The organism is Wolbachia pipientis (assembly GCF_001752665.1).
Taxonomy (GTDB): Bacteria; Pseudomonadota; Alphaproteobacteria; order Rickettsiales; family Anaplasmataceae; genus Wolbachia; species Wolbachia pipientis_A.
Genome location: NZ_MJMG01000001.1, coordinates 160,879 through 182,177, shown reverse-complemented (window position 1 = coordinate 182,177; position 21,299 = coordinate 160,879). Strand labels below are relative to the sequence as shown.

At 30.9% G+C, this 21,299-nt stretch carries 21 protein-coding genes, 1 tRNA gene and 2 pseudogenes; 10 read left to right on the top strand and 14 right to left on the bottom strand.

Annotated features, from left to right (window positions below; genetic code table 11):
- Nucleotides 1-87: 87 nt before the first annotated feature.
- On the bottom strand, nucleotides 88-462 hold the full coding sequence (locus BIY23_RS00945; RefSeq protein ID WP_070064689.1) for a ferredoxin family protein: 375 nt from the start codon (nucleotides 460-462) through the stop codon (nucleotides 88-90).
- A 109-nt stretch (nucleotides 463-571) separates the two neighbouring features.
- Between BIY23_RS00945 and dprA the strand changes: the two genes are divergently transcribed.
- From dprA to BIY23_RS00925, 4 genes are all read left to right on the top strand, one after another.
- The gene (gene dprA, locus BIY23_RS00940; protein ID WP_070064688.1) at nucleotides 572-1,609 is read left to right on the top strand and encodes a DNA-processing protein DprA; all 1,038 of its coding nucleotides are present in this window, start codon (nucleotides 572-574) and stop codon (nucleotides 1,607-1,609) included.
- A 54-nt stretch (nucleotides 1,610-1,663) separates the two neighbouring features.
- On the top strand, nucleotides 1,664-1,876 hold the full coding sequence (gene rpmE / locus BIY23_RS00935) for a 50S ribosomal protein L31 (protein ID WP_081326514.1): 213 nt from the start codon (nucleotides 1,664-1,666) through the stop codon (nucleotides 1,874-1,876).
- Nucleotides 1,877-1,881: 5 nt separating this feature from the next.
- Entirely contained in the window at nucleotides 1,882-2,652 is a 771-nt protein-coding gene (locus BIY23_RS00930) for an NAD kinase (protein ID WP_070064686.1), read from the top strand.
- Nucleotides 2,653-2,718: 66 nt separating this feature from the next.
- Nucleotides 2,719-4,002, top strand: coding sequence for a hypothetical protein (locus BIY23_RS00925; protein ID WP_070064685.1), 1,284 nt, complete (start codon nucleotides 2,719-2,721; stop codon nucleotides 4,000-4,002).
- Nucleotides 4,003-4,100: 98 nt separating this feature from the next.
- Here BIY23_RS00925 and BIY23_RS00920 read toward each other — a convergent pair whose 3' ends face one another.
- A complete protein-coding gene (locus BIY23_RS00920; RefSeq protein ID WP_148115194.1) occupies nucleotides 4,101-4,517 on the bottom strand; it encodes an MFS transporter in 417 nt (138 codons plus the stop codon).
- A 221-nt stretch (nucleotides 4,518-4,738) separates the two neighbouring features.
- Between BIY23_RS00920 and purH the strand changes: the two genes are divergently transcribed.
- Together purH and BIY23_RS00910 are read left to right on the top strand one after the other, a co-directional pair.
- Nucleotides 4,739-6,250 carry a bifunctional phosphoribosylaminoimidazolecarboxamide formyltransferase/IMP cyclohydrolase gene (gene purH, locus BIY23_RS00915; protein ID WP_070064683.1) on the top strand — a complete coding sequence of 504 codons (1,512 nt, stop codon included), beginning with the start codon at nucleotides 4,739-4,741 and terminating at the stop codon, nucleotides 6,248-6,250.
- An 18-nt stretch (nucleotides 6,251-6,268) separates the two neighbouring features.
- Nucleotides 6,269-7,867 carry an ABC transporter permease gene (locus tag BIY23_RS00910; protein WP_070064682.1) on the top strand — a complete coding sequence of 533 codons (1,599 nt, stop codon included), beginning with the start codon at nucleotides 6,269-6,271 and terminating at the stop codon, nucleotides 7,865-7,867.
- A 118-nt stretch (nucleotides 7,868-7,985) separates the two neighbouring features.
- Here the strand turns inward: BIY23_RS00910 and BIY23_RS00905 are convergent, their stop codons facing one another.
- The 8 genes and pseudogenes from BIY23_RS00905 to dnaN all read right to left on the bottom strand — a co-directional run bounded on the left by BIY23_RS00905 (nucleotide 7,986) and on the right by dnaN (nucleotide 12,254).
- Nucleotides 7,986-8,189: a hypothetical protein gene (locus BIY23_RS00905; protein WP_070064681.1), complete on the bottom strand. Its 204-nt coding sequence runs from the start codon at nucleotides 8,187-8,189 to the stop codon at nucleotides 7,986-7,988.
- A 41-nt stretch (nucleotides 8,190-8,230) separates the two neighbouring features.
- Nucleotides 8,231-8,383, bottom strand: a pseudogene (locus BIY23_RS00900) (methionyl-tRNA formyltransferase); the annotation flags it as partial.
- Nucleotides 8,380-8,730, bottom strand: a complete 351-nt coding sequence (rplT, locus tag BIY23_RS00895) for a 50S ribosomal protein L20 (protein WP_070064679.1) — start codon at nucleotides 8,728-8,730, stop codon at nucleotides 8,380-8,382. The gene rplT and the pseudogene BIY23_RS00900, both read right to left, overlap by 4 nt.
- 18 nt (nucleotides 8,731-8,748) lie before the next feature.
- On the bottom strand, nucleotides 8,749-8,955 hold the full coding sequence (gene rpmI, locus BIY23_RS00890) for a 50S ribosomal protein L35 (RefSeq protein ID WP_070064678.1): 207 nt from the start codon (nucleotides 8,953-8,955) through the stop codon (nucleotides 8,749-8,751).
- Between the two features lie 94 nt (nucleotides 8,956-9,049).
- Nucleotides 9,050-9,757 (bottom strand): ComF family protein, encoded by a 708-nt coding sequence (locus tag BIY23_RS00885; protein ID WP_070064677.1) that lies wholly within the window; start codon nucleotides 9,755-9,757, stop codon nucleotides 9,050-9,052.
- Nucleotides 9,757-10,272, bottom strand: a pseudogene (locus tag BIY23_RS00880) (cytochrome c oxidase assembly protein); the annotation flags it as partial. The gene BIY23_RS00885 and the pseudogene BIY23_RS00880, both read right to left, overlap by 1 nt.
- 12 nt (nucleotides 10,273-10,284) lie before the next feature.
- A complete protein-coding gene (locus tag BIY23_RS00875; RefSeq protein WP_070064675.1) occupies nucleotides 10,285-11,007 on the bottom strand; it encodes a Bax inhibitor-1/YccA family protein in 723 nt (240 codons plus the stop codon).
- Between the two features lie 95 nt (nucleotides 11,008-11,102).
- Nucleotides 11,103-12,254: a DNA polymerase III subunit beta gene (dnaN, locus tag BIY23_RS00870; protein WP_070064674.1), complete on the bottom strand. Its 1,152-nt coding sequence runs from the start codon at nucleotides 12,252-12,254 to the stop codon at nucleotides 11,103-11,105.
- A gap of 157 nt (nucleotides 12,255-12,411) precedes the next feature.
- Here dnaN and BIY23_RS00865 point away from each other — a divergent pair, with 157 nt between their 5' ends.
- The 4 genes from BIY23_RS00865 (at nucleotide 12,412) to mutS (ending at nucleotide 18,736) form a co-directional block, all read left to right on the top strand.
- On the top strand, nucleotides 12,412-13,242 hold the full coding sequence (locus BIY23_RS00865; protein ID WP_070064673.1) for a hypothetical protein: 831 nt from the start codon (nucleotides 12,412-12,414) through the stop codon (nucleotides 13,240-13,242).
- 324 nt (nucleotides 13,243-13,566) lie between these two features.
- Nucleotides 13,567-15,003: a proton-conducting transporter transmembrane domain-containing protein gene (locus BIY23_RS00860; protein WP_070064672.1), complete on the top strand. Its 1,437-nt coding sequence runs from the start codon at nucleotides 13,567-13,569 to the stop codon at nucleotides 15,001-15,003.
- Nucleotides 14,988-16,316 (top strand): signal recognition particle protein, encoded by a 1,329-nt coding sequence (gene ffh / locus BIY23_RS00855; RefSeq protein WP_070064671.1) that lies wholly within the window; start codon nucleotides 14,988-14,990, stop codon nucleotides 16,314-16,316. The genes BIY23_RS00860 and ffh overlap by 16 nt, the downstream gene beginning before the upstream one ends.
- Nucleotides 16,317-16,336: 20 nt before the next feature.
- Nucleotides 16,337-18,736, top strand: coding sequence for a DNA mismatch repair protein MutS (mutS, locus tag BIY23_RS00850; RefSeq protein WP_070064670.1), 2,400 nt, complete (start codon nucleotides 16,337-16,339; stop codon nucleotides 18,734-18,736).
- 97 nt (nucleotides 18,737-18,833) lie between these two features.
- On the opposite strand, the gene BIY23_RS00845 is transcribed toward mutS, so the two are convergent.
- The 4 genes from BIY23_RS00845 to BIY23_RS00830 all read right to left on the bottom strand — a co-directional run.
- Nucleotides 18,834-18,907: transfer RNA gene (locus BIY23_RS00845), tRNA-Arg, on the bottom strand.
- Nucleotides 18,908-18,912: 5 nt separating this feature from the next.
- Nucleotides 18,913-19,698: a hypothetical protein gene (locus BIY23_RS00840; RefSeq protein ID WP_070064669.1), complete on the bottom strand. Its 786-nt coding sequence runs from the start codon at nucleotides 19,696-19,698 to the stop codon at nucleotides 18,913-18,915.
- On the bottom strand, nucleotides 19,688-20,305 hold the full coding sequence (locus tag BIY23_RS00835) for a hypothetical protein (RefSeq protein WP_070064668.1): 618 nt from the start codon (nucleotides 20,303-20,305) through the stop codon (nucleotides 19,688-19,690). Before BIY23_RS00835 ends, BIY23_RS00840 begins: the two co-directional genes overlap by 11 nt.
- The coding region (locus BIY23_RS00830; protein WP_261722484.1) for a hypothetical protein at nucleotides 20,302-21,299 on the bottom strand (998 nt) is incomplete at its 5' end. The genes BIY23_RS00830 and BIY23_RS00835, both read right to left, overlap by 4 nt.

Here is a 21,299-nt window from a genome sequence, read left to right as displayed (position 1 = left end):
ATTAGACTCCTAATCTAGTTAATATGCTACTTTGACTACCACATAATTATTAAAATCAAGTAAATCTTTATTGTTTATATTTCTCTATTATTCTATATTTTCACTAAAATATAGTGCTTTATCTTTCTTGTCTTTGTATTCCTCTGCGGTATCAAGAGGATCTTTCCTAACTGTAATATTTGGCCACTTTCCTGAGTATTCTATATTAATATTGTAGAACATTTTAAATGTCTTTTGCTCATCGGTAAGTCTACTATCCTCTAAATCTAAAATATTTTTTACAGCATCATCAGTCACAATTGCATCTACTGGACATTCTGGTATACATACACCACAATCAATACATTCATCTGGATTAATTACAAGCATATTACTACCCTCGTAAAAACAATCAACCGGGCATACTTCAACACAATCTGTATGTTTACACTTAATACATTTATCTGTAACAAAATGTGTCATAAAACTACTTGTATTTATATAATGCTACATTAAATTCATACAAACTCAACAAGAATAGTATTTTCTAAAAATTGAATTTATAATTGTAAAAATCAATATCGGTTCTCTTATGAAGATCAGTAAACTAAGCAACGAAGAACTAGAAATGTGGTTGATTATAGCAAGAACTGTAGGAGCAGCAAAATTTTTTACTCTTCTCAAGGAACATAAATCACCAGATCAAGCATTACAGCATTTAGACAAAAAAAGAATATTCAGCGTTCAGGATGCACGAAATGAAATAGAAAATACAGAAAAAATAAACGCTAAAACTATACCGGCATGCGACCCAGATTATCCAGATCTTTTAAGAAATATACCAGATTGTCCACCAGTGATCACTGCACTAGGAAATACAGCATTATTAAATCGTGAAATTATCGCAATTATTGGCGGTCGTAATTCCTCTATGAATGGAAGGAAGTTTGCTAATAACCTGGCTCTTGATTTAAGCAAAATTGGCTTAGTAATCGTCTCTGGACTAGCAAGAGGTATTGACACTGCAGCAAATAGTATAATACATCAAGGTTATCCAACAATAGCTGTCATGGCTAGTGGAATTGATGTAGTATATCCAAAAGAAAATTTAGTTTTATATAGCAAAATAGCTGAAAGTGGTGGATTAGTAATCACTGAACTTCCATTTGCTACTCAACCGAAACCACAATATTTCCCGCAAAGGAATCGCATTATATCAGGTTTGTCATTAGGTGTAGTAGTAATTGAAGCATCAAAATCTTCCGGTTCTCTCATAACAGCAAATTTTGCTCTCAATCAAGGTAGAGAGGTATTTGCAGCCCCTGGTTTTCCTTTGGATCCACGCTGTAGTGGAAGTAATTATTTAATTAAAAATGGAGCAAAACTTATTGACTCTGCAGAAGATATAACAGAAAGCATCAGATTTAGCAGTAAACAACCTGATGAAAAAGTAGAGCGGGCAAAATCAGTAATAACTGATCATATTAATTCTGCACCTGTTGACGTTGATGAATTAATACTAGCAAGTGGACTCCCAGCTGACGTAGTTTTAACGGCTCTTTCAGAATTAGAAATGGAAAACAAAATAGAACGTCTTCCAGGCAATAAAATATCATTAAACTTGACTTAATAATACAAGGCTATTAACATAATAAAGTGTCACAAATCAGTAAATAACATGGTAATAGATAAAGTTGATTATCATAAAGTTGTTGTAATAATGACAGATGGTAAAGAATTTGAAACGCGATCTACTTATGGTAAAGATGGTGATAAAATAAAGCTTGATAGAGATCCTTTAACTCATCCTGCATGGACCGGAAGTTTAACAAGTGGGTCAGTAAGTAAAACTAGTAAGTTAGCTAAATTTAATGATAAATATGGAAACATTTTCTAGTTTGCGTGATAGGCTATGTTGCTTCTGAGTCGCCAAAATCACAAGCAGTTTCCAAGTTATTACAAAAACTAAATTTTATTAATATTTTAGAAGAAGATAATCCACGTGTTAACTTGCTTATAGTTGTGGGTGGAGATGGCTTTATGCTGCGTGTCTTACATAACTACGTTATAGAAAAAAATGAGAACATCAGCGTGTATGGCATCAATACAGGAAATGTAGGATTTCTCATGAACCAACCTGAAGAGGATATTATGCACTGTATAAAGCATGCAGTTTCTACACAACTAATCTTACTAAAAATGGAAGCTACAGATATTAACAATAAAAAATATTATTATAAAGCCATTAATGAAGTACATATATTCAGACAAACAAACCAGATAGTTGAGATAAGTGTGATTATAAACGGTAAACTAAAAATAGAAAAATTACGAGGAGATGGAATAATATTATCTACCCCTGTAGGAAGTCCTGCATATAATTTTGCTGCAGGTGGTCCGGTTGTACCATTAGATTCAAATCTGTTGGCCTTAACATCAATAAATAGTTATTACCCAAAGTATTGGAATGGAGCACTTATATCAAATAATACAGTGGTAGAACTTGATATCCATGATGTAGAAAATCGCCCAGCTATTGTAGTATCAGATTATAAGGAACTTCATAATATATCACATATAAAAATTGCAAAGGATCAACAAAGCACTATCACCATACTTTTTGATAAAGAATATCCATTAGATGCAAGGATACTTGATAGGCAGTTTGCCTGATCATTTACTCTATTTTAAGAATTACCTTGTATTCAAGATAGCATGTAATTATTTAAGAGTAGAAATATGAGTCCACAAAATATAGAAGTAGAAGATTCAGTTAATGAATCATCCCACAATGAATCATCCCAACCTGGAATTCAAAACTCTACAGCAGAAGAAGATGGTACATCATCACGTAATGAAAATGAAGCAGAAGACATATCCGAATCTTTAGGCACATCTATTACAGTACACATTTCATGTGAACCATCTTTACCACCACCGGCATATCAAGATCCAAAAATATTCCCACCTATAGGTACAATCAAATTCACAAAGAATGGTAAATCAAGAATAGGGTACATTATACAACAAAAACATGTAGTTATTACTGCTTTTGCAATACTCTCAATAGTTACAGCTGTAGGTATAATGTATTTACATGATTCAGAAAAATATAATCCAGAGTATGTTTTTAAACTTATTTCAGGTTATAAAAATTACATTGCTGTGCCAATTGTTGTAGTGGTAGTTTTAGTGGGGATTTTATCATGGAATGGAATAAAACAGTACAATAATACTCAAGCATACACACTTGAAAAAGATAAGGCAGCTGTTAAACAAATTCAAGAAAATTGTCAAGAGTTTAAAGATCCAGACAAAAAAAATATGATCTCTAACGTAGAGGAAGTAAATTCCAGGATCTTGTTGAAGATATATGAAGAGCATAAGGAAAAAATAGCAGGTAAAATCATAAAATCTGTAAGTTTAAAGTATGACAATGGTGCTATTCCATTAGGAAAGTATGATTATGGTGCTATCTCAGAATTTGTATTAAGTACTATTCCATGCAAAGGCGGTTTGATGGATGTCAAAGATTTGAAATTTAATAAAGTTGAAAAAATAGAATCTGTACTAAACAATAGACCAATACGCATCACTGCTCCGTTAATTAGTTGCATTGTTATAAATGCAGTTGTTCTTTGCGAATTATATGTAGCTCAACGTATAAATATAAACATTGGTGAAGCAGAACATGCTTCTAATTATTTGCAGTGTGTAAAGGATTTTTATTTAAATTCTACTACTGGATTGATGCTACTTACAGTTTCATGTATGACTATATTATTGGTTACATATTTTAGTTTACATTATCTCAATAAAACAGATTGTCACAGCAAAATGATCGAGAAATCTAACAATGATGATATTGGTACAATAAATAAGAAATTTATAGACTACATAAAAAATGAAAGAACAGAAGCCTTAACTAAAAATTACAGTAATGGTAAAGGATCTAGTCTTATGCTCAGTCAAGTTATTATTAATTATTATAGTGGCCCGAATACTATTAATAATATTATTTAAATATTAGCATCATGCTAATATTTACTGTTTTATGTATCAAGCATAATGGTATGCCAGAAATCAGTACGTAATAACATGATTTAACAGTTGCTCTTTGGTTAGCAGTAGTATTGTAGTAGTGCATTCACGGTAGGGTCTCTTGCTACTGCACCGATTGCATGTAACAAATAGAGAAGTAGCGCTATAGTAAAAACAATGAAACAACATAATAGGTGAGCCAGATAGGATAGTAAATACAAGTAGCCTTTATACCCAAAATTACTATTTATTATAAATTGACGCTCCACTTCTACTTTGTCATCATGCGAATATGCTGCAAGCCAAGCATTTAACGTACCAGACTGAAATGCTTGCCCTGCTCCTAAACAACAATAGGCCAAGAGAAAAACGCCATATGTTTCTGTATTTGCGATTACAAAATAAGATATAGATCTTATAAGGCAGTTACCTGTTAAAGCATGTTTTTTACTATATTTATCAGCTAATATTCCTGTTGGAATTTCCAATACTAACACTAGCAAAAACTTCAAATCAGTTGATTTGTGCAAAATTTATACTTTAGCAAGAAAAAATAGCACATCTGTACTTGTAGTAAAAGCATGAGCAGCAGTAATTAAAAACCTAAATGCACATAAATTACACAGTACAGCACTATTACAAGATAAGATCTGCATCTATGAATACACTATTGCCAGATAAATGCCTCTAAGATATAATAGATCAAAATTTTTAAGCAATGCAAATAAAAAGAGCTTTAATATCAGTTTATGATAAAACAAGTATAGTTGATCTTGCATCGTTTTTAATTCAGCAAAATATAGAAATATTATCAACAGGTAACACATATAAAGCATTATCTAATGCAGGCATAAAAACAAAAGAGGTATCAGATTATACAGGATTTCCTGAAATATTTGATGGCAGAGTCAAAACTTTGCATCCCAAGATTTATGGTGGAATATTATTTGACAGAATAAAACATACACCAGAAATACAAAATCTCGACATTCAACCTATAGATCTGCTCATAGTAAATTTATATCCCTTTTCACGAGCAGTTACTGATAATCTAAATGAAGAGCAAATAATAGAACAGATAGATATAGGTGGAGTAGCATTGATCAGAGCAGCTGCAAAAAATTTTCATTTTGTCACTGTTGTCTCGAATATTCAAGATTATGCACTCCTCAAAACAGAGTTAAAAAAGAATAATAATGAAACAACACTAGAATATAGGCAATACTTAGCAACTAAAGCTTTTACATTAACTGCATATTATGATCTTAATATTTATAGCTGGTTTTCATCCAATACTGAATTACCGGAATGTTTTATGTTGTATGGGAATAAGGTACAAGAATTGAGATACGGTGAAAATCCTCATCAAAAAGCTGCATTTTATAGTAATAAATTTAGCCAATATCCTCTAGAAAGAATACATGGCAAAGAGTTAAGCTATAACAATATAGTAGATATTGAATCTGCTATAGATATAGTTTCTGAATTTGACAAACCGGTAGCAGTGATAATAAAGCACACTAACCCATGCGGGGTTGCCACTGATAATAATATTTTAGCAGCATATAAAAAAGCATTATTATGTGATAAGACTAGCAGTTTTGGTGGTATAGTTGCATTCAATAGAGAAGTAAATTTACAGCTCGCAAAAGAGCTTAGTGATATATTTTTAGAAGTTATCATCACACCATCAATATCTAGTGATGCATTTGAAATGTTAACTAAGAAAAAAAACTTACGTATTATTCTTTACAAAGCTTTAGAATGTAACATGAGATACCAAATAAAAAATGTCACAGGTGGATTTTTAGTACAGGAAAATAATAATCATAAAATAAATGTAGGAAAAATAGAACAAGTCACTTCTTGTAGTGTCACAGAAAACGAAAAAAATGATTTAATATTCGCATGGAAAATATGTAAACACGTAAAATCAAATGCAATAATAATAGCCAAAGATGAGTGTACTGTTGGAATAGGTGCTGGACAAACAAGCAGAATAGATAGCGTAAATATTGCAATAAAAAAAGCTGGTGAGAGATGTAAAAATGCAGTCCTTGCTTCAGAGGCATTTTTCCCATTTTCTGATAGTATCATAGAAAGTGTAAAACATGGGATTAAAGCCATAATTCAACCTGGCGGCTCATTAAAGGATCAGGAAGTAATAGAAACTGCAAACAATAATAAGATTGCTATGTTTTTTACGGGTATCCGTAATTTTTCTCATTAATCATTCACATCTAGTCTGATGTTTTATAAGATATTCACAAGTGTATTGTTACTTTTAATCAGTATATTATTTATTTGCCCTATTTTATCATTAATATCCATTCTCTTTATAGATTCAGCAAGCTCCCAATGGGTGGTTAGTACACTTCTACCAGAATATATATTGAATACATTAATTCTAATTATAGGAGTATGCAGTATATCTTTTATCTTTGGAGTGATCCCAGCTTGGCTTACTACATTTTTTTCATTTCCTGGTAGCACAATCCTTGAAGTTGCTTTATTATTTCCAATATCAATACCAGGGTATATAATATCATTTGTTTATGTAAACACCCTGGAGTTTCCAGGTCCAATACAAAGCCTATTAAGGGAGATTTTTCAATGGAATAAAAACGATTACTGGTTTCCGGAAATCAAATCACTAGGTGGAGCCATAATAGTGATGGGATTTAGCTTATATCCATATGTTTATATGTTAGTACGTGCAAATCTTAAGAATATTAGTAATTCTGTCACTATTGCCGCAACGCTCGGATACTCCTCACTACGTAGCCTATTTTTTGTAATAATACCTTCTATACGCTCTTCAATCGTGGCTGGGTTGTTCTTAGTATTAATGGAAACTATTACAGATTTTGGTACATCTAAATTTCTTTCTATTGATACTTTTTCAATAGGTATATACCGTTCTTGGTTTTTATTACATGATAAATACTCAGCTACTGTACTTGCAGTTATAGAATCAACTTTTATAGCAGTATTAATTATACTAGAAAAAAGTGCACGTAAAAATACTACATGTTGTTCAATAATAAGCTGTAATGCAGACTACCATAGCAAACGTAGTATAAATAACATTCTAGCTTTAATGTGTACTTATACAACGTGTATACTACCAGTATTAATAGGATTTGTATTCCCTATAATCCCGCTAATATATTGGAGCATAGAAAATGGTTTATATGATACAAGATTTTACAGTATAATAGCAAATAGCATTAGCCTATCATGTATTACTGCGTTGATTTCTGTTATACTTGCAGTGATTATTGCCTATGTAGCACGTAAAAATAAGGTAGTAAATTATTTAGCGTGTATCATTTCTATAGGATATGCAATCCCCAGCATTATTATTGCAATCAGTATATTACTATTTCTCAGCAACATCTCTTCTATAGTTACTACATATATGGTCGAAATCAGCCTGATAGGCACTGTAGTAGCTTTAATATATTCATATTTATTCCGTTTTTTTGCCATCTCATTTAATGCTATAGAATGCGGTTTTAAAAAAGTACCAGACGAAATTGAATTAGCCTCACATACTATGGGACATGGGTCTATCTCTACATGTGTAAATATTCATATACCATTAATCAAGAAAAGTATATTATCAGGATTCCTTCTCGTATTCATGGATACCATAAAAGAACTTACAGCAACGCTTATCCTAAGACCATTTAATTTTGAAACTGCATCTACTAGGATATATGAACTTGTCAGTGATGAACGTTATAGAGAAGCTGCATCATTTTCACTAATAATAGTCGCAATAGGTTTAATTTCTACAATAATACTATTAAAACTTGATAATCAGGACAAAACATCGGAGTAATTGATGAAGGAAAGTTACTATCACAGAGTAATGTTGATGGTAGAAAACCTATTCACTAACCACTACTATAGATAAGGGTAAATGATGAAGCCATCTCTTTGGATCTACATTTCTATAGCTACAATTGCTTGACATCACTATTCACTTTATCAACATCTACTGCTTCTAAAACTCCAGGTTGTACACAATCATGCTCTTTCTTTGATTGAGATTTATTAACTTCTTCTTGTTTGTTTTCTGTTTTTAAACTAATAGCAGGATAAAAAGCTGCACGTCCTTCATTACTATATAAAGTTGCATCTGTTGCACATGATAAAGCCATTAGATTATCATGTAAAAATTTATCTTCAGGATGATTATGTCAATAGAATGTATAGGTGTTTCCATTAATTGCTTCCCACGTTTTGCAGGTTTTGGAGCTTTAGTATAAACTGCTACTACTTCATGAAATGAAGCTAATAATAATTTCAGAGGTCGCACAGCAAACTCTGGCGATCCCATGAAAATAATTCTCATGCAGCAAGAACAGTTTTTACCAATTGCGCAAAATCATCTTTATAATTTACAGCCATTTCAGCAAGAATTTTCCTATCCAGATTAATCCCTGCAACTTTAAGGCCATGGATAAATCTACCATAGGTAAGCCCATGTTCCCTAGCTGCTGCATTGATGCGTATTATCCATAAACCACGAAAATCACGTTTGCGATTCCTTCGATCCCTATAAGAATACTGTAATGCCTTTTCAACTCTTTGTAGTGCAATTCTATAACAGTTTTTTGCACGTCCTCTATAGCCTTTCGCTAACTTCAATATTTTTTTGTGACGAGCGTGAGTAGTTACTCCACGTTTTACCCTAGCCATTTATTTTCCCTCCATTTTTTACAAACCGTAAGGCATATAAAGCTTCACTATACGTGAATCAGACTTACCAAGGATTGTAGTACCGCGTTGATTACGGATATTAGATTTGCTTCTTTTAATCATGCCGTGTCTTTTACCTGATTGTGTAGCAATAACCTTACCACGAGATGTAAGACTAAAACGCTTTTTTACAGAAGACTTGGTTTTTAATTTTCTCTTTTTCATATAAGCCAACAGCTAAACTTCTAGTATAAATAATTTAACTTAATAATCAAATAAAAACTACATAGGACCTAGCAGTGTATTTTTTTCTCCTTTATTAAGTAGATGCTGTATTAATTGTCCTTGCAAGTGTTAGTACACGTACTTCTCTTGCTCCAGAATTTATTATCTCTTGAGAACAAGATCTTACAGACGCACTTGTCGTTACAACATCATCAACTAGTATAATAATTTTATCTTTTATTATCTTTTTATTGCAGACATCAAAGGCATTTTTTAAATTTCTTTCACGTTCTTTCAAAGAAAGTCCAGACTGCGGCTGAGTATTACGCAAACGCTTTATAATAAAAGGTGCATAATATCGGTTGGATAACCGACTTACTTCCTTTGCGAGTAAAGCTGCTTGATTATACTTACGTTTAAGTAAACGTAACCTATGTAACGGCATAGGAATTATAATTTCTGAATCTTTAAATATATCTTTATTCATATTATACATCCACTTTGCAAAAACTTTCACGTAATTTAAATTATCAAAAAATTTAAACCTTAAAATCATACTTTTGCTGTGCTGATTATACGCAAAAGCCGACCTCAATATCTTGAATTGTGGAGGATTAAAAATACATTTACCACATGTATCAATATTATTAGCAATTACCGCACCACAAACATTACAGTAATGTTCAGTTAAAAAATTGACTGTTTTATTACATTGATCACATAAATCATAATTTACATCTAAAATAGATTCACAATTTACACATACATTTGGGAAAATAAGATTTTTCACTACATTCAGCATTACTTAAGCCTAAAAAATGTGTAAGATAAAGTAATCTCACTTAAATTTTTAGTGTTATTATCAAGCATAATAGCTGGATCTATAAAAAAAGATACAGGCATAACAGTTTTTTGCTTTGGTAACAATACCTGTTCATTGAAACAAAAACATGCAATCTTATTAAAATATTTTCCAGCTTTAAATGGTGCAACATTATACACAGCTATTCCAGACACTGGATACTCAGATAAATTTTCCGTATAATAAAAAGCTAAGTTCTCCTCCCCCATTTTTACATCAATATAAGTAACTTCTGGGGTAAATTTCCAAGGTAAATCTGGTATAACATCAGCGCTAAAGTAGACCCTGATTTTTTGGTCGGTTGTATAAGCTGTAACATTATTTACTTGCCTTATAGTACCACCATAACCAGTAGCTTTACAAAAAATACTGTATAAAGGCACCGATGCATATGCAAGGCATAGCATCGATAATACCAAAGATACTAAACAGAATACTATGGAAGAACTATTTTTTTTTGATACATCCTAATCTCTATTGTTTGATAATGCAGATATATGTAACAACCGAAGTAGGTTTAGAAATATATTAATAAAGTTTAAATATAGACTAAGTGCACCCAATATAGCCAGCTTTGTAGATGCTACTTCTGAACCATCATTATACCTATAGTATATATCCTTAATTTTTTGAGCATCATATGCAGTCATTAATGTAAATACTATAACTGACACCAACGATATTGCAAAATAAAGTGCACTGCTACCAATGAACAAATTTACTAAAGATGCAATAATTATTCCCCAGATTCCCATAATTAGGAAAGAACCAGCACTCGTTAAGTCACGCTTAGTATTATTCCCATATAAAGCCATAGAACCAAACATAATTGACGTGATAAAAAATGCCCTTGCTATATTTTCCGACGTATAAATAAGAAAAACGTGTGACAGAGAAGCACCCATCAACACTGAATATAGAAGAAACATGGCAATAATAGCTTGCATGCTAAGATGTACCAGATTATAATATATGGAAAACACTAAAATTATAGGAGAAAGTGTCACTACAAATGCTAATAACGGGTTAGAGGATATTACCATGTGTAAATCAGAATAAACAACAAAAAGTGCAACAATCCCAGTTATACCCAAGGCTAAAGCCATATAGCTATACACCTTGGCCAAATAATCCCTAAGGCCAGCATGATAATAAGCACCTTGAGTTCGTTCACTTCTTAAAAAAGACATAATCACAGCTCCCTTTAATTATAAGTACAATGTATTATAATACAAAATAATACTTTTATCAAGTACAAATTATAATAAATAGTTAAAGTTAATATTTAAACTTCTGATTTTAATGCCTTTACATGAGAATCCATAGTTCGCATAGGCATAACAATAAGCAATATATTTACATTATTTTCATCTGTTATTTTCATAGCACTGTAGCTATCGATGAAATGAAGCCTACATTTATTTTTAATACATGATAAGGCATCAAGCAGATAACGTGCATTAAAACCAATTTCTATAGAAGTGTTATTATAATCTACATCTATGTGCTCAACAGCATTGCTACTTTCCTGACAGTTTGAACTAAGAATTAATTTATCTTTCTGTAAAGACAGCTTTATAGATTTTATTTTGTCAGATATAATAACAGAAACTCGGTCGATTACATCTGAAAGTTTTTTACTTTCAATAACCACACATTTATCCTGAAACACTGGAATATATGCTTTATAATCTGGGAAAATACCATCTATAAGCTTTGATATCAGAATATAGTTTCCACATGTAAATTTAATTTTTCTTTCTGAAAGTTCTATGTTTATTTTATCATCTCCATCCAACATCTTCAATAATTCTGTAACCGTCTTGCGAGGAATAATTACATTAAGCTTTCCATTAACTCTCACAGGTTTAGGTACATTGACACAAGATAAACGGTGGCAATCAGTTGTTACAAAGTATAAAAATTGTTCATCTGCATGCAAATATATTCCATTTAGGTTATATCTTGTGTCATCTATAGATATAGAAAATTTAGTTTTAGTCAATGAATCTGCTAAATCGTTACTTGATAAAGTAAATTCATGTTTATAAGTATCATCTTCTACAGTGGGAAATCTACTTGATGTCACATTTGGTAAAGAAAAATTTGCATTACCACAGGATATAAGTAATTTTTCCTTTTTATCTACTTTAAAAGTTACATCCAGATCAGGTGGAAGTTTTCGTACTATATCATGTAAAGTATGGGCTGCTATCCTTACTTCACCTTCTGTAAATACATTTACAACAAGTGAAGCAAATATTGAGATATCACGAGCAGTAGCCATGAATTTTATTTTACCATGTTCTGCTCTAATATTTACACATGCTAAAATAGCTATAGCATTACGACTCTCAACAACCCCGCTAACTTTAGACAGTATATTTAAAAGATCTGTACGACTTATACTAAAATGTAATTGCTTAACATCTGGCATAACAGATTAAAGGGTATACACCATAAACATTTCTTATAATCTCATACTATATTCTATACTATGAATAACACACAGTAAATATTGTTTTGATTTTATTAAAAAGTTAATAATTTACCTGTAGAATTCTACTAATGATATTTAGTAGGAAGGTATATTTATGGTAAATATAGGAAAAAATAAAGATAATGCAGTATTCACACTACAATCTTATGCTAGAGATTTTAATTATCAGTATTTAAGGCAAAATACCAGTAATGCAAATAGTGGAAGACAGGCATATTTAGATATTCCTAGAATGAATTTTGTAATTAATGGGAAGAATATAAATAACAACTTGATAAATAAATTATACATAGAGAATGAAAATCTAATCAAACCAAGCCCACCAGAATCAGATATAAGCACAGATTATCGTCCTTTTGCAAAAGCAATATTTAGTGAAATGTTTAAATCTGCTCATGCACCTATTCCAAACAAAGCCATTTTAGAGGAATTTGTTACTAATTGCAATCAATCAGGGTATGAGTTTTCATATGGATTATTATTGAAAGAATTATTTCAAAAACATGGTTTATTCACGCAACTCAATGATGGGCAACGTACAATATATATAACTATAAGGAGCCCAGATTCTATAAGAGTTGAGTCTAAAAATCCAGTAATATCTATAACAGATATGGAAAATGGTAAAAAAATATGTAACATGTCGTATTCATTAGGATTTGCACTTGAGTCTAATATGAACAAAATAGAATATAAAAATGGTCAAATATCTCTTACACTGCCTAAAAATTTAAAAAAGTACAAAGTAGACGATGATACGCAACAATCAAGAAAAAATTTGTTTGATATTATAGTGGGATTTTTCCGTGAGATGGTTAATAAACTTTTTGGCTCCAACAACATAAATATAACAGAAAAATTAAATACTACATTGCAGGATGTACATTCCCCAGTTAATGATATTAATAACAATCTCATTAGATGATTTCTGCTGAATAAAGTTAAAGTCAAATTAAACAAGCTACACTTGCCCTATAATCTAGCACTCTAATTTGGTTATTGACTTGCTTTGGAATAAAAGATTAATAGTGTATTAACACAAGTGCACAAATTAAAGAAAAATTATACATAAGCATAGCAATATGAACTGAGCATGTTATATTTAAGCTTACCTCACTATTAAAGCTATCGTTCAGGCCAGATTAATCTGGCCTGAACGATTTATACAACCCCTCTCAATCTTTTAAATTGTACAGGAATTAATTTAATTAGTGGTTAAGGCAGGTGTGTAGCACTTGGTTTTTATTTTATGCAATTTTATAAATTATTATCGCTATCTTTACTCATTATATTAACTATAACATTAGCATTCAATAATCTTTATATCAATAATTTAGATTTATCCATTTTTATCATATTTGCACCTTTTTTATTATGCGCTGCAGTAGTTGTATTATCAGCACACAAGCTTGCGTTTTCAGAAATGCTGTTTTTTACCATTTATACCATAAGTTCATTAGGAGCGATATTATTTCAACAAATCGAATTAGTTATAATATCTCTTGAATTAATGAGTCTCAGCGCATTTTTCATTATTGCATCTGGGTGTAAAAATTACGAGCCAGCAATACGATATGCATGTACACATCTTCTAATAGGGGTACTGTTAACAGCAAGTATATCTATTAATAATAATAACTTATCCACTTTAATGATAATTTTATGCTTGTTAATGAATTGTGCATGTTTTCCTTTTTCATTTTGGGTAACAGATGCATATCCTGCCGCATCGCTACATGGCACATCATACCTTTCTTTATTCACAACCAAAATTTCCTTTTTGGTAATGATTATACATACTTATCATTTGTGGAAAAATTATACTGCAATAATAGCAACTTTAGGATCTATTACTGTAATTTATGGCATTATGTTTGCTTCTCTTGAACAAAATATGCGCAGGTTTTTATGTTACGGCATTATAGCACAAATGGGGATGTTAATATTGACAGGGAGTTTACTTGCAAAATCACACAATGCCATACCACTTCTAGTAGAATACATTATTGTTTCCTTGTTTTATCAGTTACTGCTATTTTCCGTTGCAAATTCAATTATTTTAAAAACAAAAGTGGTGAGCTTTAATAGGATAACTGGGTTTATATCAATTGAAGGTATATGTGCTACAATAGCAGTATTAACAATGGCGGCATTTCCTGGAACTGCTGGATTTATCATTAAATCACATATTACAACTGAAATTAAAGCATACACTGGTGGCGAATATTTATTTAAAGCCTTAAATCTTCTGCTTTACGCAAGTATCGGGTTAAAATTTATCTATCATACATTTACTTTAAAGTGTAAGAAATCTGCAATAATTAGTAAAACCAGTATTCCTATGGTGGTACTCGCATTAATGTGCGTTAACCCATATTTACTTATCCATATAAAATCATTACCGGTTTACAACCAATTCAACATGCTACTTTGCACCACTTTATTATTTATTCTTTTACGCAAATTATTTTACCCTAGAATAAGCTTTCAGATGGATATTGATTGGATATTTAGAGCAGTAATACCATATATTATTTCATGTTTAACTGTAAGAAAAAAAGTTCTACAAAACTTGACTGTTGGTTCATATTTCAATAACATTACCAGATATGAAAAAATTTCAGTACCAGTTGCTTCTGTTATTTTAATTACGACTCTCTTAATGTTAATATGTTTAAATCATTAACTGATAATTTAAGTGCTGTATTTAATAAATTAAAGGGTAAAACTTTTATCTCTGAAGACGACTTTAATCTTGCTATGCGTGAAATACGTATAGCATTAATTGAGGCTGATGTTGCTTTAGAAATAGCTAAAAAGTTTATCAATGATATAAAAGATAAAGTTATAGGGGAAAAAGTCATAAAAAGTGTTTCTCCTGAACAGATGATAGTTAAAATTGTTCAGGATAATTTAGTAGCCATTCTTGGGTCAGAAAAAAGCGATTTAAACCTGACAGTTAAGCCTCCTGCTGTAATTATGATGGTAGGTTTACAGGGTGCAGGTAAAACTACAACCTCAGGAAAGCTTGCTTTAAAATTAAAAAAACAAAAAAAGAAAGTCCTACTAGCTTCTTTAGATGTTTACAGACCTGCTGCACAAAAACAGCTTGAAATATTAGGTAAGCAAATAGATGTTAAAACTTTACCCATAATAATTGACAAAAAGCCACTTGAAATTGTAAAAATGGCCATAGAAGAAGCAAAAGTGTATGATGTACTAATTCTTGACACTGCAGGCAGGTTACATATAGACGACAGTATGATGGATGAATTGAAAAGTATTAAGGCACTTACTTCACCAGTAGAAACAATTCTAGTAGCTGATGCTATAACAGGTCAAGACGCAATTAATATTGCCAAGTCATTTAACGAAATAATCGGTATAACAGGAATTATTCTAACACGTGTTGATGGCGATGCGCGTGGTGGTGCAGCTCTTTCTATGAAGATGATTACTAATTGCCCGATAAAATTTATTGCTTGTGGTGAAAAATTAAGTGATTTAAGCGATTTTCATCCTGATAGAATTGCGAAAAGAATACTCAACATGGGAGATGTAGTATCTCTGGTTGAAAAAGCTACAGAAATTGTTGGACAAGAAGAAATAGATCAATTACAGCAGAAAGTAAGAAAGGGTAAATTTGATCTTAATGATCTGGTAAACCAACTTCAAACTTTGAATAAGCTGGGAGGAATAGCAAGTATAATTAAATTTATTCCTGGTTCACTTACAAAAAAACTAGGTGATGGCATACAAGATGAAAGTAAGGTAAAGAAATATATAGCCATTATTAATTCAATGACTAAAAAAGAAAAAAAACATCCTGATGTTTTAAATGGGAAAAGAAGATTGAGAATTGCCAAAGGATCAGGTACAAGCGTATCTGATGTTAATCTTTTAATCAAACAATACAATAAAATGAGTTCAGTGGTAAGCAAATTAAGTAAATCTAAAAACAAAGAATCTGACTTGATGGAACTATTAAATAAAAGATAAAAGATATTGTGAACTTAACGATGAAAGAAAAAGAAACTCCAGCAATGGAGCAGTATTTAAATTTGAAGGCATATTACAAAGATTATCTACTGTTTTATAGATTAGGGGATTTTTATGAGTTATTTTTTGATGATGCCATTCAAACTGCAAAACTACTTAATATAGTATTAACCAAAAGGCGTGGCTCAAATGGAAAACATATACCCATGTGTGGCGTACCTGTACACGCTAGTGAGTCATATTTGCACAAATTAATAGATTTAGGCTTTAAAGTAGCAGTATGTGATCAGCTAGAGACAGCTGAGGAAGCAAAAAAGAGAGGACATAAGTCAATCGTTAAACGTGATGTAGTACGTATAGTTACGCCAGGTACAATAATCGAAGATTCATTATTAGACGATAAAAGTAACAATTATCTTGCATCAATTGTTGAGAAAGATGGCAAATATGCTATTGCTTGGCTTGAATTATCTACAGGAAAGTTCTTTTGTTCCAGCACAAGTCTTGAAATGCTAGATAATGATCTTTTACGTATTTTACCAAAAGAACTATTAATTCCCGAAAAGATGAATGAGGAAGAAAAATTTAGATCAATTTTAAAAAACTATAAAATATCGATAACCCAACATGTCCATAGTTTTTTTGAATACAATAAATCCTATAGAACAATATGTGAATTTTATGGGATAAAAGAGCTCGGAACGATAGGCAATCTTGACAAAGCAGAAATTATAGCATGCGGTGCTTTATTAGAATATGTTAAGGTAACCCAAAGAGGTTCTGTTCCAAAACTTGGATTGCCTAAAACCTATAAACAACAAAATTTTATGCTTATAGATGCTTCAGCAAGAAGAAGTTTAGAGCTGTTCGTAACTCAAGTTGGAGAAAAAAAAGGCTCACTAATTTCAGTAATTGACAATACGTTAACAGCACTTGGTGGACGTCTATTAAAACAAATGCTCTCTTCACCGTTAACTTGCCCTAGAGCAATTAACTTCAGGCTTAGCACTGTTGAGTTTTTTGTAAATAACCATGAATTACGTAAAAAAGTCAGAGAAATATTGTCTCACGTTCCAGATATTGAAAGGTCATTATCGCGTTTAATACTAGCACGCTGTTCACCAAAAGACATGCATCTATTGAAAATAGGGCTAAACAAAATTATTGAATTGTCTGAGTTACTGTCTGGATTCTGTGAATGTGAAAATGAGTTAGGAATTATACATAAAAATCTTGGTAGACATGAAGATCTATATAAACTACTTAACAGAGCTATTCTTGATAATAACATTAATAATCTAAAGGAAGGTGGTTGTATTGATCCACAATACAACCAAGAATTATCAGAATTACATTATATACTAAATAATAGTAATAAGTTAATAACTAAACTGCGTAGCTCTTACCGTGATATCACTGGTATTGCAACGCTTAAAATATTACATAATAATATACTAGGTTATTATATTGAAGTTTCATCAAACCATAAAATAACATCTGATATATTTATCCTTAGGCAAAATCTAGCAAATAGCAATCGATATACTACTAGTGAATTAAAAGAATTAGAAAATAGAGTATTAACAGCACGCTATGCTGTAATTGATTTAGAAATCAAAGTTTTTAACGAATTATGCAGCAAAATTGCTGAAAAATACGAGCAAATCGTACTTGCTGCAAGTACACTGGCAAAGCTTGATATAAGAACTGCATTTGCGGAACTTGCTGTTAAAAATAAATATGTAAAGCCTATAATCGATGATAGCAAGAAATTTAAGACTGAAAATGGTAGACATCCAGTAATTGAGACTAATGATAAATTTATTCCAAACAGTATTGATTTAGATGGTATACACTTAATCACTGGGCCAAACATGGCTGGAAAAAGTACTTTTCTAAGACAGAATGCCTTAATCGCAATTCTGGCTCACATAGGATCATTTGTGCCTGCAGATAATGCACATATTGGAGCTATTGACAAGATATTCAGTAGAGTCGGAGCAACAGATAACATAGCAGCTGGATATTCTACTTTTATGGTCGAAATGATTGAAACTGCAACAATAGTAAATCAAGCTACAGAACGTTCATTGGTAATTCTTGATGAGATAGGTAGAGGAACTGGTATATGTGATGGGTTATCAATTGCTCAAGCAGTTATAGAACATATACATGACGTTAATAAATGCAGAGCTATTTTCGCTACTCATTATAATGAACTTACAAAAATGAATGGATATGTTAAATGTTTTTGTGTCAAAATAAAAGAATGGGAAGGAAAAGTAGTATTTTTACATGAAGTGGATGAAGGTATTGCTGATGAATCATACGGAATACACGTAGCAAAACTTGCTGGTTTTCCAGAATTAGTGTTAAATAGAGCAAACGAAATATTTCAAACATTAAAAAAAGATAATTGACCTATATAGTATACTGCCTCCTAATGTATTTAGTGGTTGGTTTAATTCAAATCCTGATCACCTTTTTCATTCTTCAAGTTAAAGCAATATAAAAGAGTGCGCTTAGGGGGACTCGAACCCACGACATTTGCCTCCGGAGGGCAATGCTCTATCCAGCTGAGCTATAAGCGCATAGATTACTTAATAGACAGGCTTTCTAAATCAAATTCCTGCTTGGGATAAAGTGTAAATTTAATGCTATTATCATCAATTGTGATATTTTGAGAGTCGTTAATTGGCTTTTTTATCATTTTGTGATCTATATTCCATATAAAAATCACACAATCTTCTGTCACCATCTGAATTTTAAGATCTTTAGTATCAGTAAATAATTTCCCATTTACCCATATTTTCCATGTACCAACAAAAAAGTAGATTATTGAATCTAATCTCACTGTTTTAGCGTTAAAATTGCCAACAACTGGTTCATTTATAGCTGTAGAATATCTTGTATTAAATTTTTCCACTTCATTTACTAGTCTATTAACTGAATTTTCATCGAAAAAGATGCTTTTTATACCATTAAATTGCGATAGCAAATCAATGTCATTACCCATCGCTTCTTTTATTACATTATCTTGATTTATATAATTTAGATACGTAAAAAAGCATTTATTTGCTCGTAAATTTTCTATTGCATTAAACTCTTGCTCAGAAATACTTTCAAAATATTTCTTTTCCATCCTCATTTCATCTTGAGAATAGTAACAAACCATTTCATCATCACCATATTTTTCCATGTAGATGCATAAATTTTTATTGTTTAGTCCAAGTATTTTATAATGAATATATGTCCCATCACCAAGTTGTCTTATGCAAGTATATTTCTTGCAATGCATCATGCTTTCTATTATATTATCACAATCACAATATACGTCAGTATAAATAAAAATTAATAATGCCAAAGTTAACTTAGTTTTCATTTTTAAGTATAGTATACCAATCAAACACTACATTTGCTCGTATTGTCTCTATCATATCACCATTTAAAATTTGATTTATGACCATCGTATCAAGATCCTTCTCTTTACTTAAAATTAAAGACTTAATCATAACATAACCTGGAAGACTAGGTACAGATTTTAGAAACAAAAATACATGTTTATCACTTATTGCGCTGAAACTTAGATTTACTTTCCGTTTGACTACTTTAGTATATTTACTGATGTAAGAAATTTCAACGTCTTCTGGCACTGCAACATATATCTCAGGGCTTAATATACAATATTTTTTATATAAACTATTAAGTTTAAAGTCTAAATTAACAATATATTTATAATGTGAAAAAGAAATCCTTTTCCATAAATCTGAGTATTTATTTAGCAAAGATTCCTTTTTATCGGTTTCATTATGAACCTCAAGGATTCTGAAATTAATACGATCTATCCCATCAATAATATTCTGATTTTTACTACAGATTGCTTTATTATAAATCACAATATATACCAAAGATATAATAAGAATTACAGATAACAGAATGTACAGTCCAAGCTGTATTGCAACTTCCTTTTTCAACTGATAAAGTGTCACGTTTTTTCCTCAATATTGATATATACAGCTACATCTTGCTTTTCTTCAAGCAGTGGCGGGCTGTATATATTAACTGTCTGAGTACGGAAATTACTATTCAAACGATTTTGTAATTTACGATACCCATCTGTACCATGTTTGAGATAAAATTTTAACTTTGTAACTATAGAATTATTTATTTCGTCATAATACCATTCAAATGTCCTTAACTCAGTATCAGACGTTCTTAGTTTCTCTACATACTGAACCTGTGTTAAAGGAGAATATTCTATTTTTGATAACACATTATTTATATTAATAAAGTCATAAATTTCATTCACTTCTTTTATAGGATAACCTTGTTCTAGTGCTATTAACTGATCATTTAAACATTGTTCTTTAATGATTAAATGATCTGTAATGTGTATATTAGATGACAAGTTTAATACACATACAGCATTAATAAAAATTAAAATTAAAATTAAAAATAGAAAAAATTTAGAAGAATGTAAATATAAAGCATTCAATAGATATAATTCTTTTGTTTTTTTTGTATTAAATAGAGATACTGGTTGATTCTTAAAACTATGAAACAGAACAACCGTATCGCAAAATTTATCTTTTTCAGTAATTGCTAGCCCTAATTTTAACAATTTATTGAGTTCATACGGAGTAAATATACTGATACTATTTTCTGCAAAATCAATAACAGATAAACTAGTTTTAATATCTTCTTGTACTATAATACATAAATCTACAAGATCACCACTTTTAAAGCCAAATTTAGATAGAGACTTAACAGTATTTTTTATTTCTTGATATATCTTACCAGCAATAATTCCAGGAAGAGTATCATTAGTAGAAGTCAAAAGTGTTGTAAACACAATTTTATCATTCTGCGTAACCAGTTGTCTATATCCACCAGACTTAGTAGAAGCAACTATAATATTCCAATTAGCAGCACTATTAGATAAGATCTTTTGTACTATATTACTCATCTCCACAGGAAACATTA

Bases quoted from the DNA above. Each gene is read 5' to 3' on its own strand.
- mutS (WP_070064670.1), top strand. From the start codon at position 16,337: ATGAAAGAAAAAGAAACTCCAGCAATGGAGCAGTATTTAAATTTGAAG.
- BIY23_RS00840 (WP_070064669.1), bottom strand. From the start codon at position 19,698: ATGAAAACTAAGTTAACTTTGGCATTATTAATTTTTATTTATACTGAC.
- BIY23_RS00875 (WP_070064675.1), bottom strand. From the start codon at position 11,007: ATGTCTTTTTTAAGAAGTGAACGAACTCAAGGTGCTTATTATCATGCT.
- BIY23_RS00945 (WP_070064689.1), bottom strand. From the start codon at position 462: ATGACACATTTTGTTACAGATAAATGTATTAAGTGTAAACATACAGAT.
- rpmI (WP_070064678.1), bottom strand. From the start codon at position 8,955: ATGAAAAAGAGAAAATTAAAAACCAAGTCTTCTGTAAAAAAGCGTTTT.
- purH (WP_070064683.1), top strand. From the start codon at position 4,739: ATGCAAATAAAAAGAGCTTTAATATCAGTTTATGATAAAACAAGTATA.
- ffh (WP_070064671.1), top strand. From the start codon at position 14,988: ATGTTTAAATCATTAACTGATAATTTAAGTGCTGTATTTAATAAATTA.
- BIY23_RS00860 (WP_070064672.1), top strand. From the start codon at position 13,567: ATGCAATTTTATAAATTATTATCGCTATCTTTACTCATTATATTAACT.
- dprA (WP_070064688.1), top strand. From the start codon at position 572: ATGAAGATCAGTAAACTAAGCAACGAAGAACTAGAAATGTGGTTGATT.
- BIY23_RS00865 (WP_070064673.1), top strand. From the start codon at position 12,412: ATGGTAAATATAGGAAAAAATAAAGATAATGCAGTATTCACACTACAA.
- rplT (WP_070064679.1), bottom strand. From the start codon at position 8,730: ATGGCTAGGGTAAAACGTGGAGTAACTACTCACGCTCGTCACAAAAAA.
- BIY23_RS00910 (WP_070064682.1), top strand. From the start codon at position 6,269: ATGTTTTATAAGATATTCACAAGTGTATTGTTACTTTTAATCAGTATA.
- BIY23_RS00885 (WP_070064677.1), bottom strand. From the start codon at position 9,757: ATGCTGAATGTAGTGAAAAATCTTATTTTCCCAAATGTATGTGTAAAT.
- BIY23_RS00925 (WP_070064685.1), top strand. From the start codon at position 2,719: ATGAGTCCACAAAATATAGAAGTAGAAGATTCAGTTAATGAATCATCC.
- BIY23_RS00905 (WP_070064681.1), bottom strand. From the start codon at position 8,189: ATGGCTTTATCATGTGCAACAGATGCAACTTTATATAGTAATGAAGGA.
- dnaN (WP_070064674.1), bottom strand. From the start codon at position 12,254: ATGCCAGATGTTAAGCAATTACATTTTAGTATAAGTCGTACAGATCTT.